Genomic DNA, 13,718 nt, shown 5'->3' with positions numbered 1-13,718 from the left:
AAAGCCCTCTCCTGCGCAGCGGGGGAGGGTTGGGTGGGGGCCCGCCGCCCGCACGTCCCTTTACATCCGAAAAGACCCATGACCGCCGGACGACGCATTTTCCTGAACATCCGCGCGCTGGGGCTGGCCCGCGTCGCCACGCTGCTGAGCGGGCTGATCACCACGGCCTGGACCGCGCGCGCGCTCGGACCGGACGGGTTCGGCGTGCTCGGCTTCGGCACCTCCATGCTCGCCTACGCCGCGCTGTTCGTGAATCTGGGCCTCTCCACCTACGCGGTGCGCGAGATCGCCCGCGACCGGGAAAAGGCCACCGATTTGGCGGACCATGTGCTGACGCTGCGGATGCTGCTGGCCGTGTTGGTCGGCGGGCTCTACGCCCTGTTCGTGCTCCAGCTCGACAAATCGGCGCTGGTCAAGGCGGTGCTGCTGGTCCAGGCGGTGCAGTTGCTGGGCAACGCGCTGTTGCTCGACTTCGTCTATCAGGCGACGGAGCGGATGAGCGTCATCGCGGTGCGCGAGATCGGCACGTCGCTCGGCAACATGGTCGCCGTGCTGGCGCTGGTGCGCGGGCCGGACGATCTGGCCATCGCCGCCGGCATCACCGCCATCTCCTTCGTCATCAACGCCGCCCTGATGCTGGCCCGCTTCAGCCGCGATTTCCGGATGCCGCGGCCACGGGTGGACCTCGCCAAGTGGCGGGACATCCTGAAGACCTCCGCCCCGATGGCGGTCAGCGTCTTCGCCTGGGCCCTGTTCTCGCACCTGGATCTGGTGATGCTGGGCTTCATGGCCCCGCAGACGGAGGTCGGCTGGTACGCCGCGGTGACCAAACTGCTGGTGCTGTCGCTGACCGCGGGGAACATCATCCTCAGCGCTTTCATGCCGCAGCTCGCCGCCGCCTATGGCGACCGCGAGGCGATGCAGGCGCGGATGCGCGACTACGCCGCGACCATCCTGTCCATCGGCGCGCTGATCGCGGCGGGCGGCTTCACCTTGGCGCCGGCCATCCTGGGCACCGTCTTCGGCCCGGCCTACGCACCGGCCGCCGACACGCTGCGGCTGCTGATGATCGCGGTCGCCATCGTCCACATCAATCTGACGATGGGCAACCCGCTGCTCGTCTGGCACCGGCAGACCGGATACATGACCGCCATCCTGGTCGGCGGCCTGACCAACGCGGCGCTGAACCTGATCCTGATCCCACGCTACGGGATCGAGGGCTCCGCCGCCGCCACCATCGTCGCGGAGTTGACCGCCATGGCCGGACTCGCCTGGCTGCACCGGCGGGCGGTCGGCCAGCTCTATCTCGGCATCGCCGCGCGGGCGGCACTGTGCGCAGCACTCGCCATGGCGGCCACCATGGGGCTGACCCACGCGCTGCCCGACCTGATGGCCCCCGCGCACCCGCTGCCCGCGCTGCTGATCGGCGGCAGCGTGCTGGTCGCGGTCTACGCGCTGGCGGCTCTGCTCACCGGGCTGGTGCGTCCGTCGCGGCTGCGCCGGCTGATCATGGCAGCGGCATGATGCGCCCGCCTCATCCCGAATCCCGAAGGACGCCGACCGGACGCACCCTTGCCGCCGGTCCGGGGTACCACGAACAAAACAATTCCCGATCAACGGCATAGCCAATTCACGCCACCCCGAATGGCCGGAACAATGCCGCGTTGCAAGACGTTCGGATTGCGCATGGCGCGGGTGGCGGATGGCGGCGGCGCCTTTGGATGCATGCTCCAATCACTAAGCAGGATCGAAAGACTATGCTCCCAAAGTCCTTTCCCGACCGGAACGTCTGCGTGCTCGGTCTCGGCTATGTCGGGCTGACGCTGGCCGTCGCCATGGCGGACGCGGGGTTCCAGGTGCACGGCGTGGAGGTGCGGGACGAGGTGCTGGACAAGCTGGCCCGCGGCGTCCCCCATTTCCATGAGCCTGGCCTCGCCGAGAAGCTTCGTCACGTGATGGAGCGCGGGCGGTTTACCTTCGGCCACACGCCGGACGGGTGCCGGGACTGCACCGTCTTCATCATCACCGTCGGCACCCCGCTGGACCGCGACGGCCGCGTGCGCACCGACATGATCGAGGCGGCAACCCGTCAGGTGGCCGACCGCATCCACGACGGCGACCTGGTCATCCTGCGCTCCACCGTGAAGCTGGGAACGACCCGCGAGGTGGTGGCGCCGATCCTGCGGCGCACCGGCAAGCGCTTCGACATCGCCTTCTGCCCCGAGCGCACGCTGGAGGGACAGGCGCTGGTCGAGCTGAACCAGCTTCCGCAGATCATCGGCGCGGAAAGCGTCGAGGTGGCGGCCCGCGCCTCGCAGATCTTCGGCATGCTGACCCCGACGACGGTCAAGGTCTCGACGCTGGAGACGGCGGAGATGATCAAGCTGGTGGACAACACCTACCGCGACGTCACCTTCGCCTTCGCCAACGAGATCGCCCGGCTGTGCAACGCCATGGAGGTGTCGGCGCTGGAGGTGTCGCGGGCGGGCAAGCTGGGCTATCCGCGCACGCAGCTTCCGCTGCCCGGTCCGGTCGGCGGCCCCTGCCTGGAGAAGGACCCGCACATCCTGATCGAATCCGCCCGCGGGTTCGGGGTGGACATGGACATCACCGCCGCCGGGCGCCGCATCAACGAAAGCCAGCCGGTCGAGGTGTCGCACTTCCTGGAGCGGCTGACCGGCTCCATGCAGGGCTTCCCGCAGGAGCCGACCATCAGCCTGATGGGCCTCGCCTTCAAGGGCCGTCCGGCGACCGACGATTTGCGCGGCACCATGGCGAAGCCGCTGTTCGAGGAGCTGCGCACCCGCTTCCCCAAGGCGCGCTGGCGCGGCTTCGACGCGGTGGTGGCGGCGGACGACATCCGTGGCTTCGGGCTGGAACCGGCCAACAGCATGGCCGAGGCGGTGGAGGGCGCCAACCTCGCCGTCATCCTGAACAACCACCCGGTCTTCACCTCCATGCCGCTGCCCGATCTGGCGCGCCGCATGGACCGGCCGGGGGTCATCTACGACTTCTGGAACAACTTCAACAGCCGCGAAGTGGACCTGCCCGAGGGCACGGCCTACGTGGCGCTGGGCAGCCACGGCGCCGCCCGCTTCGCCCATGTCGCTTGAAGAAATGTCGCCTGAAGGAACGTCGCTTGAAGAAGCGTCCCTTGACGCTGTCGCCTAAGGAAAGAACAATGCCGAAACATTATCTCGTGACCGGGGGCAGCGGCTTCATCGGCGCCGCCCTGGTCCGCCGGCTGGTGCGCGACGGGCACCGCGTCCGCGTGCTCGACGACAACTCCCGCGGCCACCCGCGCCGGCTCGGCGACGCCGTGGACGCGGTCGAATTCGTGTCTGGCGACATCCGCGACCCGGCGGCGGTGGAGCAGGCGGTGCGCGGCGTCGATGGCGTCCTGCATCTGGCCGCCGTCAACGGCACCAAGCACTTCTACGAGAAACCGGAGGTGGTGCTGGACGTCGGCGTGCGCGGCATGCTGAACGTCCTGGACGCCTGCCGGTCGAACGGGGTGGGCGATCTGGTCGTCGCCTCCTCCTCCGAGGCCTACCAGACCCCGCCGACGGTGCCGACGCCGGAGGACATCCCGCTGGTCGTGCCGGACGTGCTGAACCCGCGCTACAGCTACGGCGGGTCGAAGCTGATCTCGGAGCTTCTGGCGGTCAACTGGGGCCGCAGCGGCTTCGACCGCGTCGCCATCTTCCGCCCGCACAACGTCTACGGCCCCGACATGGGGTGGGAGCATGTGGTGCCGGAGTTCGTGCGCCGCGCCGTGGCCGCCATCGACCGCAGCCCGGAGGTGCTCGTGCCCTTCCCCATCCAGGGCGACGGCACCCAGACCCGCGCCTTCATCCACATCGACGACGCGGTGGATGGCATCATGACGGTGATCGAGCGCGGCGAGCATCTCGGCATCTACCATGTCGGCAACCCGGAGGAGATCTCCATCGCCGAACTCGCCCGGCAGATCGTCGGCGTGCTCGGACGGGTCGCGGACATCCAGATCGGGCCACCCGCCCCCGGCGGCACCCAGCGGCGCAGCCCCGACATCGCCCGCCTGTCCGCGCTCGGCTACACGCCGCGCATCCCGCTGAAGGACGGTCTGCCCGGCGTGGTGGACTGGTACGCCGCCCGCAGCCGCGACGGCGACGCCCCGATCGCCAGCGCCGCCGAATAAGGGAACCGAGACCCATGGAGCGAAACAGCCGCATCTTCGTCGCGGGGCACCGCGGCCTCGTCGGCTCGGCCATCGTCCGCCGTCTGGTGGAGGCCGGCTACAGCGACCTCGTGCTGCGTGGCCGCGACGAGCTGGACCTGACCGACCAAGCCGCGGTGCGCGCCTTCTTCGACCGGGAAAAGATCGACTACGTGATCCTGGCAGCGGCCAAGGTCGGCGGCATCCTGGCGAACGAGCGCTTCGGCGGCGACTTCATCCGCGACAACCTGCTGATCCAGACCAACGTCATCGACGCGGCCTGGCGGGCGGGGGTCAGGAAGCTGCTGTTCCTCGGCTCCTCCTGCCTCTACCCGAAGTTCGCGGAGCAGCCGCTGAAGGAGGAGGCGCTGCTGACCGGCGCGCTGGAGCCGACCAACAAGCCCTACGCCATCGCCAAGATCGCCGGCATCACCCAGTGCCAAGCCTACCGGCGGCAGTACGGCTTCAACGCCATCTGCGCCATGCCGTCGAACCTCTACGGCCCCGGCGACCATTTCGACCCGGAGGGCTCCCACGCCATCCCCGGCATGATCCGGCGCTTCCACGACGCGAAGATGGAGCAGGCGCCCAGCGTCACCCTGTGGGGCACCGGCACGCCGCGGCGCGAGTTCCTCTATGTGGACGACATGGCCGACGCCTGCCTGCATCTGATGGAACGCTACGACGGGGAGGACATCATCAACGTCGGCCCCGGCGAGGACATCGCCATCGGCGATCTGGCCCGGCTGATCCGCGGGGTGGTCGGCTACGAGGGAACGTTGACCCAGGATTTGAGCAAGCCGGACGGCCACCCGCGCAAGCTGATGGACGTGTCGCGCCTGTTCGCCACCGGCTGGCGCCCCAAGGTCGGGCTGGAGGAGGGGCTCCGCCGCACCTACGCGTGGTTCCTGGAAAACGCCGCCCCGCCGGTCCCCGCCCCGCCCCTGGATCCGCCGCCACAACGACCGGCGAAGCCGCGGAGTGACCACCCATGCCCGATGACTCCACACCCCTGCGCACCCCCGTCTCCGCTGGGACGATGGCTCCGGCCGCCCTGCCGCCATCGGTCCTGCTGGTGGCGATGAGCTATTGGCCGGAACCGGCCGGCAGCGCGCCGATGATGACCGACCTCGCCACCGCCTTCGCCGCGGCGGGGACGGACATGACCGTGCTGACCGCCCGCCCCAACTATCCGGGCCAAGCCATCTACGACGGCTACGCCGATGGGGCCGAGGACCGCCGCACCGTGAACGGCGTCCGCATCGAGCGGCTGTTCACCATCCCGCCGAAGGGCGGCGGCATGAAGGGCCGGCTGATCCACGAGGGGGTGCTGCACGCCGGCTTCCTGGCGGCGCGCGCCCGCGGGCGAGTCGGGCGGCACAAGGCGGTGCTGTCGCTCTGCCCCTCCATCTTCAGCGTCGCCGTCGCCGACCGCTTCCGCGCGCCGGGCGGGCGGCACATCGCCATTGTCCACGACATCCAGTCGGGCCTCGCTGGCGCGCTGGGGATGGGCGGCGGGGCTGCGCTGAAGGCCATCCAGGCGGTGGAGCGCACCGCGCTGAACCGCGCCGACGGCATCGTCGTGCTGTCGGAGGCGATGGCCGACGTGCTGCGCGACCTCGGCGTGCGGCGGCCGATCACGGTCATCCCGCCCCATGTCGACGCCGAGGCCGTCCGCCCCCTGCCCCGGCCCGAGGGCCAGCCGCCGACCGTGCTCTACAGCGGCGCCTTCGCCCGCAAGCAGGGGCTGGACCAGGTGCTGGAGATGGCCCGCCACCTCCACGCGCTGCGCCCCGACGCCCGCGTTCTGCTGCGCGGCCAGGGCGGGCTGGAGGAGGAGCTGAAGGCCCAGGCCAAGGCGATGGCGCTGCCCAACGTGGAGTTCGCCCCGCTGATCGCCTCCGACCGCCTCGCCGAGGGGCTGGCCGAGGGCGACGTGCATCTGGTGCCGCAGCGTCCGGAGGGGGCGGCCTTCGCCATGCCGGGCAAGGCGGTGACCATCCTGTCCGCCGGACGGCCCTTCGTCTGCACCTGCCTGCCGGGCTCGGCGCTCGACCGGCTGGGGACGGAGATCGACGCCTTCCTGCGCACCCCGCCCGACGCGCCGGAGGCCATGGCGCAGGCCGTGGCCGACCTGTTGAACGATCCCGCCCGGAGCGCGGCCATGGGCCGCCGGGGCCGTGCCTGGGTGGAGGGCAACGCCAGCCGCAGCGCCGTCCTGGCGCGCTACGCCGCGCTGCTGCTGGGAGACGACGCCGCATGACGAAGCCCGCCCTGGTCTTTTCCTGGGAGATGTTCGGCCCCTACCACATGGACCGGTTGGAGGCGGTGGGCCGTCGGCTCGGCCATCTCTACGACGTGGTCGGTCTGGAGGTCGGGTCGAAGTCCCACACCTACGCCTGGGACTCCACCGGGGAAGGGCAGCAGTTCCGCAAGGTCACGCTGTTCCCCGGACGCTCCAAGGCGGACATTCCGGCCTTCCAGGTCTACCGCGCCCTGCTGCGCGAATGCCGCAAGGCGGGGGCCAGCCATGTCTTCCTCTGCCATTACGAGGAGCCGGACGTCTTCGCCCTGGCGGTGACGATGCGGCTGATGGGCCGGCGCGTCGTCAACATGAACGCCTCGAAGTTCGACGACAAGCCGCGCGTCCTCTGGCGCGAGGCGCTGAAGTCCCTGCTCTACAAGCCCTATCAGGCGGCGATCGGGGGCAGCCACCGCACGGTCGACTACTACCGCTTCCTCGGGTTGCCCAAGGACCGGCTGTTCATCGGCTACGACACCCTGTCGCTGGAGCGGGTGCGCCGGCTGTCCGGCATGACCCCGGCCCCGGACGGCGTGCCCTTCGCGGAGCGGCACTTCACCATCATCGCCCGCTTCGTGCCGAAGAAGAACCTGTTCCGCGCGGTCGAGGCCTACGACCTCTACCGCCGGCTCGCCGGAGACGCGGCGCGGCCCCTCCACCTCTGCGGCTCCGGCCCGCTGGAGGCGGACCTGCGGGCGGAGGTCGCCCGGCGCGGGCTGGAGGGGCACATCCTTTTCCGCGGCTTCCTTCAGGAGAAGGGGATCGCGGAGACGCTGGGCTCCACCCTGTGCCTGCTGCTGCCCTCGCTGGAGGAGCAGTTCGGGCTGGTGGTGAACGAGGCGCTGGCGATGGGCGTGCCGACGATCCTGTCCGACCAGTGCGGCGCCCGCGACGTGCTGATCCGCAGCGGGCTGAACGGCCACATCGTCGAGCCCGACAACCCGGAGGGGCTGGCCCGCCACATGCTGTCCGTCGCGTCGGACGAGGCGGAATGGCGCCGCCTCAGCCTCAACGGCCGCCCATTCCAGGCGCTGGCCGACGCCGGCTATTTCGCGGAGGCCGTGGAGAAGGCCCTGCACAGCCTGGGCGCCCGCAAGGATGCCGACCAGGGCGCCGCCCAAAGCACCGATGAAAGCGCCCGCAAGGGCACTCGTGAAAGCGAAGCCTGATGACCGACCGCCGCAACACCCCCCACATCGTCGTCTCGGGCCGCCTTCCCCCGCCCATGGACGGGATGAGTCGGGTCACCGCCCTGGTGCTGGACCGCCTGCGCGATCGCGGGCCGGTGCAGGCCACGGTGGAGGTCGCGGACCTGTCGCCGGGTTGGAACGGCGGCGGCCTGCGCTACCACGCGGCCAAGGCCACGCGCGTCCTGCTGGCGGGCCTGCGGCTGGCGGCCGGGGCGACGATCCCCGGACGGCGTTTCTACATGCCCGTCGATTCGGGGCTGGGGATCTTCTACACCGCGGCGCTGGCCGGAACGGCGCGGCTGTTCGGCTATGAACGGACGCTGCACCACCATTCCTTCGCCACCATCTCCAAACCTACGTGGCGGATGAGCCTGCTGACCCGGCTGGCCGGCACGGACTGCATGCATGTGCTGCTCTGCCCGGCCATGCAGGCGCGGTTCCAGGCGCTCTACCCGGCAGCCAAGACGGCGATGAGCGTCTCCAACGCCATCTTCACCCCGCCGGTGCCGCGGCCGCGCCACGGCAAGTCCGGACCGCTGCGCATCGGCCACCTGTCCAACTTGTGCGCCGACAAGGGGCTGGACACGCTGTTCACCCTGCTGCGCGCCCTGCGGTCGGAAGGGGTGGACGTCAAGCTGGTGCTGGCCGGGCCGGGGCTGGGGCGCATGGACAATGCGCTGGTCGCGGCGGGGCTGGTGGCCTTCGACGGCGACGTGGAGTATCGCGGCCCGGTGGACGACGACGCCAAGGCGGCCTTTTACCGCGACATCGACGTCTTCGTCTTCCCCACCCGCTACCGCAACGAGGCGCAGCCGCTGGTGCTGTTCGAGGCGATGGCGGCGGGCGTGCCGGTGCTGGCCTATGACCGCGGCTGCATCGGCAGCGACATTCCCCGTCCCGGCCTCGTCCCGCAGGACCGGGATTTCATCCAGGCGGTGCTCCCGGCATTGCGCCTGTGGGCCAAGGACCGCGACGCGCTGGCGCTGGCCTCCGAGCAGGCCCACGCCCGCGCCCGCGCCGCCCACGAGTCCGGGCACAGCGGCCTCGACGCGTTGCTCGACCGCATCGCCGGCCCGCTGCCCGAAGCCGCCGGAACCGCCGTCCGGCCAAAACGCGCCATGGGCTGAGCGCCCTCACACCCAGCGCGCCGCCATCACCCCCACGCGGGACAGCAGCACCGCCAGCCACGCCAGCGCGCGGGCGGTCCAGGGCGGCGCCGGGTCCAGCCGGGCGGCGTCGCGGGCGTGGAGGCGCTCGTCGAGGCGGCAGGCCTCCAGCAAATTCAACAGATCCGGATCGGGAGCGAGCCGCCGCGCCAGGGCGATCTGCCGGGCGTAATGCCCGTCCACCCACGCCTCCACCCCGGCGACCACCGCGTAGAAATAGGGCGGGCCGAGCCAGGCCGGCAGCCCGCCCATCACCCGGCCCGACCAACGCCAGAAGGCCAGCGGCGCGCTGCGCTTCTCTGGCGGCAGGACCGCCTCGAACAGCCGCAGGTGCCGCCGCTCGACCCTTCGGTGGGACGCGGCGAAGCGCAGGACGTCCGGATCGGAGGTGGCGCCGGCGACGCCGTCGTAGAGGGCGACCGCCACGGTCTCGCCGACATGGCTGGCGCGCAGCTCGCGCAGGATGCGCGGCGGCAGGGCGGACAGGTCGAGTTGCGGCGGCGCCAGCCCGATGGTGGCGGATGGCGGGGCCTCGGCCAAGGGCTTGGGCGACGGACTGAGCGTGTCCACGGGCTCAGCGCGCCCCTTCCGGACCGATGCGCGACCAGGGAAGCTCCTGGAAGCCGATCTTCAGGGCGGGGGAATTCGGGCGCAGACGGTAGTCGTCCTTCGACGGGTTCATGAAATAGGGGTCCGGCTGGTTGCCTCCCTGAACGGAGCGCGCCTGCGTGCGTTCCACCGGTGCCCCCGGCGCGCGCAGGCCGCGGCCTGGCCGGTCGAAGATGTTGTTCTCCAGCCGGTACTCGCCGCCGGTCAGCGCGGTCACCAGCTGCTCCACCGGGACGCGGGCGTGGATCAGGTTGCGGCTGGCCTCGTTGTCGCGCAGGAAGCCCGCCGTCCCCGCCTTCGGCACCCATTCGAAGCGCATGAAACGGTCGCGCTCGTCGGTCAGCACGGCGATGTTGTTCTCCACCCGGTTGCCATCGCCGCCATGGATGAAGACCGACGCCCAGCCGGTGTCCTCCAGGAAATTGCCCTCGACCCGCACGCCGTTGGTCAGGTCGTCCAGATAGACGCCGAAGCCCTTGTAGCGGGTCATCCAGCGCCCCGCCGCGTCGGTGGCGATCCCGCCGGTTCCCCGGATGTCGTTGAAGCGGATGACCAGCTTGGTGTCGATGTCGCTGCGCCCCAGCGTCTCGATGGCGCCGAGGTCGGCGGTCTCCCGCCCGATGTCGCGGATGCGGTTGTACTCGATCACGTTGTCGGTGTTCTTCGTCTCCGGGTTCCAGTTCTTCATGGAGATGCCGTAGCGCGCGGCGTGCCGGATGTCGTTGTGGGCGATCTGGGTGCGGGTCACCCCAGCGCTCATGATGCCACCGCCGTAGAAGTTCACCTCGCCGACATGGCGGATGGTGTTGGCGACGATGCGGTTGCCGGCGCTGCCCGGGGTGAGTTCGATCCCGCTGCGCCCCAGATGCTCCAGCCGGTTGCCGCGCACCTCGCTGTCCGCGACGCCGACCAGCAGCATGCCGGTTCCGACTGCGGAGAAACGGTTGTCGAGGACGCGGTGCCCCGAACCGCCGGCCAGCCGCACCGCCGCCCCGTTGTAGGGCACGTCGGCGAAGGACAGCCCGTCGAGGGTGATGGAGTCCGTCTTCTCCGCCTGGATCAGCGGTGCGGTGCGGGCCACCACCGCCTCGCCGTCGCGGGCGAAGGCCGCCGGGTCGTGGGGGCGAAGCAGCAGGCGCCGGTCCTTGGCGCTCCAGGCGAACTGGCCGGGGAATTTCAGGAAGTCGGGATGGCCGAGCAGGCGGAAGGTGCTGCCGTCGCGGAACGGGTACCAGCCGTCGCGGTCGAGGACCAGCGTGCCGTTGCGGTCGATGCGCTCGATGCCGCGGATGTCATCGGCCTGCCGCTCGCGGTCGAGCGCCTGGACGCGCACGCCGGGGACCGCCCAGGCCGCCTGGACGGTGCCGGGCGGAAAGCGGAACTGCCGCTTGTCGCCGCCGCCCTTGGTCTGCTGGGCGATGAACCAGCCGCTGCGGATCGGGTCCTGCGGGTCGAAGGCGCCGCTCTGCGCGGCGCGCAGCCGCACCCCGCCGGCGGTCACGTCCAGCCCCGGCTCGCGGGCCAGCGGGGCGGAGACGACGCCGTCCCGCTCCGCCTTGAAGCCCGTCACCACCTCCCCGCCCGACAGGACCGGGGTTTCACCGGGAAAGGCGGCGATGCGCAGCCCGGAATCCTCCGGACCCAGCGTCACCGTGTCGGTCAGCCGGTGGGTGCCGCCGCGCAGCAGAACCAGATGCAGCCCGCGCTTGCGCGCCTCCTCCACCGCGCGGCCCAGCGTGGCGACCGGGCCGTCCCGTCCGTCCAGGGTGGAGGCGGCAACCCGCCCGGACCAGCGGTCGTCGCCCTGGGGCGAGACGTGGATCGCCGGTTCGGCCGCAAGGGACGGGTGGGGACCAGCCAGGAAGAGGACCAGCCACAACAGCCCGCCCGCGAAGAGTCCAGGAATCCGGCGCGTCATATCATCTCCGTTCGGCACCCCAGCGAAACTGGCGGCGGGGGCCGGATGAAGCAAAAGCGCGGACGGGGTGCCTCGAAGGTGCCCTGCGGATAGCCCTGACCGGGCGGACCTCGCCGTCTGCGCTCCCGGACGGGGGGACCCGACCGGGGCCGGCGGCGTTGCTTCCGGATGTGCCGCCGTCGCTCCCGAGGGCCGGCACGACGACACCGCCCCACCGGCCGCCCCACCACCGGCCGTGGCTGGCGGTGACGCGCGTTCACGAGGTAAGGCGGAGTCCGGCATGATCGAAACGGCGTTGATCGCGCAGGTGCTGGTGGTGGCCCTGGTCGCCGTGGTGTTCCTCAGCACCGGCACCGCGTCGATGTTCCACCCGCTGACCTACTATCTGATCTTCCACACGCTGGTCTTCGTGATCCGACCGCTGCTGGTCCACGGCTTCGGCATCGACAACGCCTGGCTGTTCATGGGCTACTGGCCGAGTGCGGCGGAGTTCGTGAAGTCGCTGACGGTCAGTTCGGTCGCGCTCGTCGCCTTCTCCGTCGCCTGCGGCTGGGCCGGGCGGGTCAAGCCGGACCTCAGCCGGGCGCCCACCTTCACCTTCGACCGGCTCGACATCACCGCCTTCGTCCTGACCGTGGCGGCGCTGGGGCCGCTGGCCATCTATTCGGCCATCCTGCGCCAGGACGGCGCCGACTTCACCGGCACCGGCGACGTGCAGATGGAGCGCGACCCGCTGACCGGCCAGCCGGTCTACGTCAACACCACCGGCTACATCGCCGAGGCCCATTCGATGGGCCTGCCGCTGACGCTGGGCATCATCTGGGTCAGCCGCTTCCACCCGCTGTCCTTCATCCCCTTCATCGCCTTCGTCAGCTACCGCGCCTATCTGGGCTGGGGGCGCTGGGCGATCATCATGGGCGTGCTGGGCATGGTGCTGCTGATCCTCTACCACACGCGCACCAAGTGGTTCCGCTGGTGGCAGCTCGCCTGCGGCCTGCCGGTCCTGCTGCTGTTCCACACGCTGGGCAACAACCGCGACTTCCTGCGCGGCGTGCTGGCCGGCACCGAGAACCCTGGCAAGCTGTTCAGCATCTTCCAGGGCGGCGAGGGTTCCTTCGTCGAGAGCGTGTCGAACCAGGACATCGCCAACTTCGACTTCCTGGCCTTCATCCTGTGGGCGGTGCCGCAGCAGTCGGGCACCTACACCTGGTTCACCCAGTATCTCCAGCTCTTCACCGAGCCGATCCCGCGCATGCTGTGGCCGGACAAGCCCATCGGCGCGCCGGTCAAATGGGTGTCGCTGCACGATTTCGGCAACTTCTCCAACCTGACCACCTCGCTGGCCGGCGACGGCTGGATGAGCGCGGGGTGGATCGGCGTGATCGTCACCATGGTGGTGGTCGGGCTGATCCTGGGCCGGCTGCACCGCTGGTTCTGGGAGTCCGGCTTCACCAACCGCTACGCGGTGCTGTTCTATTGCGCCTTCATCCCGCTGTCGCTGCAATGGTACCGCGACGGCAACATCACCATCGTCAAGTTCGGCTTCTTCTCGCTGCTGCCCATCCTGCTGTGGATCGGCGCGACCAAGGCGCTGCGCCTGTGGATCGGCGACTCCGCCGGGTCGCCGCTCGCCCAAAGCCGCATGTCCGTCTTCCACAAGCCCGCCTTCCGCCTGCCCGGCGTCCGGTTCCCCGCGGACCGGGCGTGAGGCGACCGGTGAGGGGCGGGCTGGACAGGATCGTTCTGCGCGGGCTGGCCCTCGCCGCCGCGCTGGTCCTGCCGCTGGCCTTCGCGCTGGACCCGCCCGACGGCGACCTGACGGAGTTGGGCGGCTTCGCCGAGAACCGCTTCGGCCCCAAGGCACCGCGCGCGATCTTCGTGCCGCCGCTCGCCGAGGCGGCCCGGCCCGGCGCCTCCTACGACGTGCTGGTGTTCGGAGACGGCTTCTCACGCCCCGAAGCGGAAGAGCGCCACGGCCGCTACGGCCATTACTGGACCGACCACCTGGTCAATCTGACCGGCCTGACCGTCGGCGTGCGGGCTGCGGGCGCCGCGCCGATGGCCGCCTATCTGACCTCCCCTGACTTCCGGGAGCGCCCGCCGCGCGTGGTGATCCTTCAGTTATCGGAACGCGACCTGGGGGAGCGTGTCGGCGGGCTGGCGCTGTCCACCGTCACCACCCCCGCCCCCCACGGGGTGACGACGCCGCGCCCCTCGCCGTCCAGCCCCTAAACCGCCAGCCACGGTCCCTGGAGCGCACACGCGCCCAGGCCTGGAACCCGCCGCCGGTCGGCCACGCGCTCGACCTGCTGGTCAAGGCGCTGCCGCGCGCGCT

General features: G+C 70.7%; 11 protein-coding genes. 9 read left to right on the top strand and 2 right to left on the bottom strand.

Translation table 11 applies throughout. From position 1 onward, the window contains the following. The first annotated feature begins 78 nt into the window (after window positions 1-78). From ACWPXE_RS28450 to ACWPXE_RS28420, 7 genes are all read left to right on the top strand, one after another. Window positions 79-1,524, top strand: a complete 1,446-nt coding sequence (locus ACWPXE_RS28450) for a flippase (protein WP_454020504.1) — start codon at window positions 79-81, stop codon at window positions 1,522-1,524. Between the two features lie 233 nt (window positions 1,525-1,757). Continuing rightward, window positions 1,758-3,113 carry a nucleotide sugar dehydrogenase gene (locus ACWPXE_RS28445; RefSeq protein WP_454020503.1) on the top strand — a complete coding sequence of 452 codons (1,356 nt, stop codon included), beginning with the start codon at window positions 1,758-1,760 and terminating at the stop codon, window positions 3,111-3,113. A 68-nt stretch (window positions 3,114-3,181) separates the two neighbouring features. Beyond that, complete coding sequence (locus ACWPXE_RS28440; RefSeq protein ID WP_454020502.1) at window positions 3,182-4,180, top strand: NAD-dependent epimerase/dehydratase family protein; 999 nt, start codon at window positions 3,182-3,184, stop codon at window positions 4,178-4,180. Between the two features lie 14 nt (window positions 4,181-4,194). Beyond that, entirely contained in the window at window positions 4,195-5,283 is a 1,089-nt protein-coding gene (locus ACWPXE_RS28435) for a GDP-L-fucose synthase family protein (protein WP_454020501.1), read from the top strand. Further along, on the top strand, window positions 5,190-6,461 hold the full coding sequence (locus ACWPXE_RS28430) for a glycosyltransferase family 4 protein (RefSeq protein ID WP_454020500.1): 1,272 nt from the start codon (window positions 5,190-5,192) through the stop codon (window positions 6,459-6,461). The genes ACWPXE_RS28435 and ACWPXE_RS28430 overlap by 94 nt, the downstream gene beginning before the upstream one ends. Continuing rightward, window positions 6,458-7,669: a glycosyltransferase gene (locus tag ACWPXE_RS28425; RefSeq protein WP_454020499.1), complete on the top strand. Its 1,212-nt coding sequence runs from the start codon at window positions 6,458-6,460 to the stop codon at window positions 7,667-7,669. The genes ACWPXE_RS28430 and ACWPXE_RS28425 overlap by 4 nt, the downstream gene beginning before the upstream one ends. Continuing rightward, entirely contained in the window at window positions 7,669-8,817 is a 1,149-nt protein-coding gene (locus tag ACWPXE_RS28420) for a glycosyltransferase family 4 protein (protein ID WP_454020498.1), read from the top strand. Before ACWPXE_RS28425 ends, ACWPXE_RS28420 begins: the two co-directional genes overlap by 1 nt. Before the next feature lie 6 nt (window positions 8,818-8,823). On the opposite strand, the gene ACWPXE_RS28415 is transcribed toward ACWPXE_RS28420, so the two are convergent. Together ACWPXE_RS28415 and ACWPXE_RS28410 are read right to left on the bottom strand one after the other, a co-directional pair. Further along, entirely contained in the window at window positions 8,824-9,426 is a 603-nt protein-coding gene (locus tag ACWPXE_RS28415) for a demethoxyubiquinone hydroxylase family protein (RefSeq protein ID WP_454020497.1), read from the bottom strand. Between the two features lie 4 nt (window positions 9,427-9,430). Then, on the bottom strand, window positions 9,431-11,383 hold the full coding sequence (locus tag ACWPXE_RS28410) for a right-handed parallel beta-helix repeat-containing protein (RefSeq protein WP_454020496.1): 1,953 nt from the start codon (window positions 11,381-11,383) through the stop codon (window positions 9,431-9,433). Between the two features lie 280 nt (window positions 11,384-11,663). On the opposite strand from ACWPXE_RS28410, the gene ACWPXE_RS28405 reads away from it, so the two are divergent. Together ACWPXE_RS28405 and ACWPXE_RS28400 are read left to right on the top strand one after the other, a co-directional pair. Continuing rightward, complete coding sequence (locus ACWPXE_RS28405; protein ID WP_454020495.1) at window positions 11,664-13,091, top strand: hypothetical protein; 1,428 nt, start codon at window positions 11,664-11,666, stop codon at window positions 13,089-13,091. Continuing rightward, window positions 13,088-13,615, top strand: coding sequence for a hypothetical protein (locus ACWPXE_RS28400; RefSeq protein ID WP_454020494.1), 528 nt, complete (start codon window positions 13,088-13,090; stop codon window positions 13,613-13,615). Before ACWPXE_RS28405 ends, ACWPXE_RS28400 begins: the two co-directional genes overlap by 4 nt. The last annotated feature ends 103 nt before the right edge of the window (window positions 13,616-13,718 follow it).

It is taken from the genome of Azospirillum sp. Marseille-Q6669 (assembly GCF_965111635.1).
Note: the sequence above shows the minus strand (reverse complement) of the source record. Positions and strands in the feature narration are given on the sequence as shown.

What these genes read in the sequence shown, in the direction of transcription:
- ACWPXE_RS28450 (WP_454020504.1), top strand. Translation starts at nt 79, where the DNA reads ATGACCGCCGGACGACGCATTTTCCTGAACATCCGCGCGCTGGGGCTG.
- ACWPXE_RS28420 (WP_454020498.1), top strand. Translation starts at nt 7,669, where the DNA reads ATGACCGACCGCCGCAACACCCCCCACATCGTCGTCTCGGGCCGCCTT.
- ACWPXE_RS28405 (WP_454020495.1), top strand. Translation starts at nt 11,664, where the DNA reads ATGATCGAAACGGCGTTGATCGCGCAGGTGCTGGTGGTGGCCCTGGTC.
- ACWPXE_RS28435 (WP_454020501.1), top strand. Translation starts at nt 4,195, where the DNA reads ATGGAGCGAAACAGCCGCATCTTCGTCGCGGGGCACCGCGGCCTCGTC.
- ACWPXE_RS28430 (WP_454020500.1), top strand. Translation starts at nt 5,190, where the DNA reads ATGCCCGATGACTCCACACCCCTGCGCACCCCCGTCTCCGCTGGGACG.
- ACWPXE_RS28410 (WP_454020496.1), bottom strand. Translation starts at nt 11,383, where the DNA reads ATGACGCGCCGGATTCCTGGACTCTTCGCGGGCGGGCTGTTGTGGCTG.
- ACWPXE_RS28425 (WP_454020499.1), top strand. Translation starts at nt 6,458, where the DNA reads ATGACGAAGCCCGCCCTGGTCTTTTCCTGGGAGATGTTCGGCCCCTAC.
- ACWPXE_RS28445 (WP_454020503.1), top strand. Translation starts at nt 1,758, where the DNA reads ATGCTCCCAAAGTCCTTTCCCGACCGGAACGTCTGCGTGCTCGGTCTC.
- ACWPXE_RS28440 (WP_454020502.1), top strand. Translation starts at nt 3,182, where the DNA reads ATGCCGAAACATTATCTCGTGACCGGGGGCAGCGGCTTCATCGGCGCC.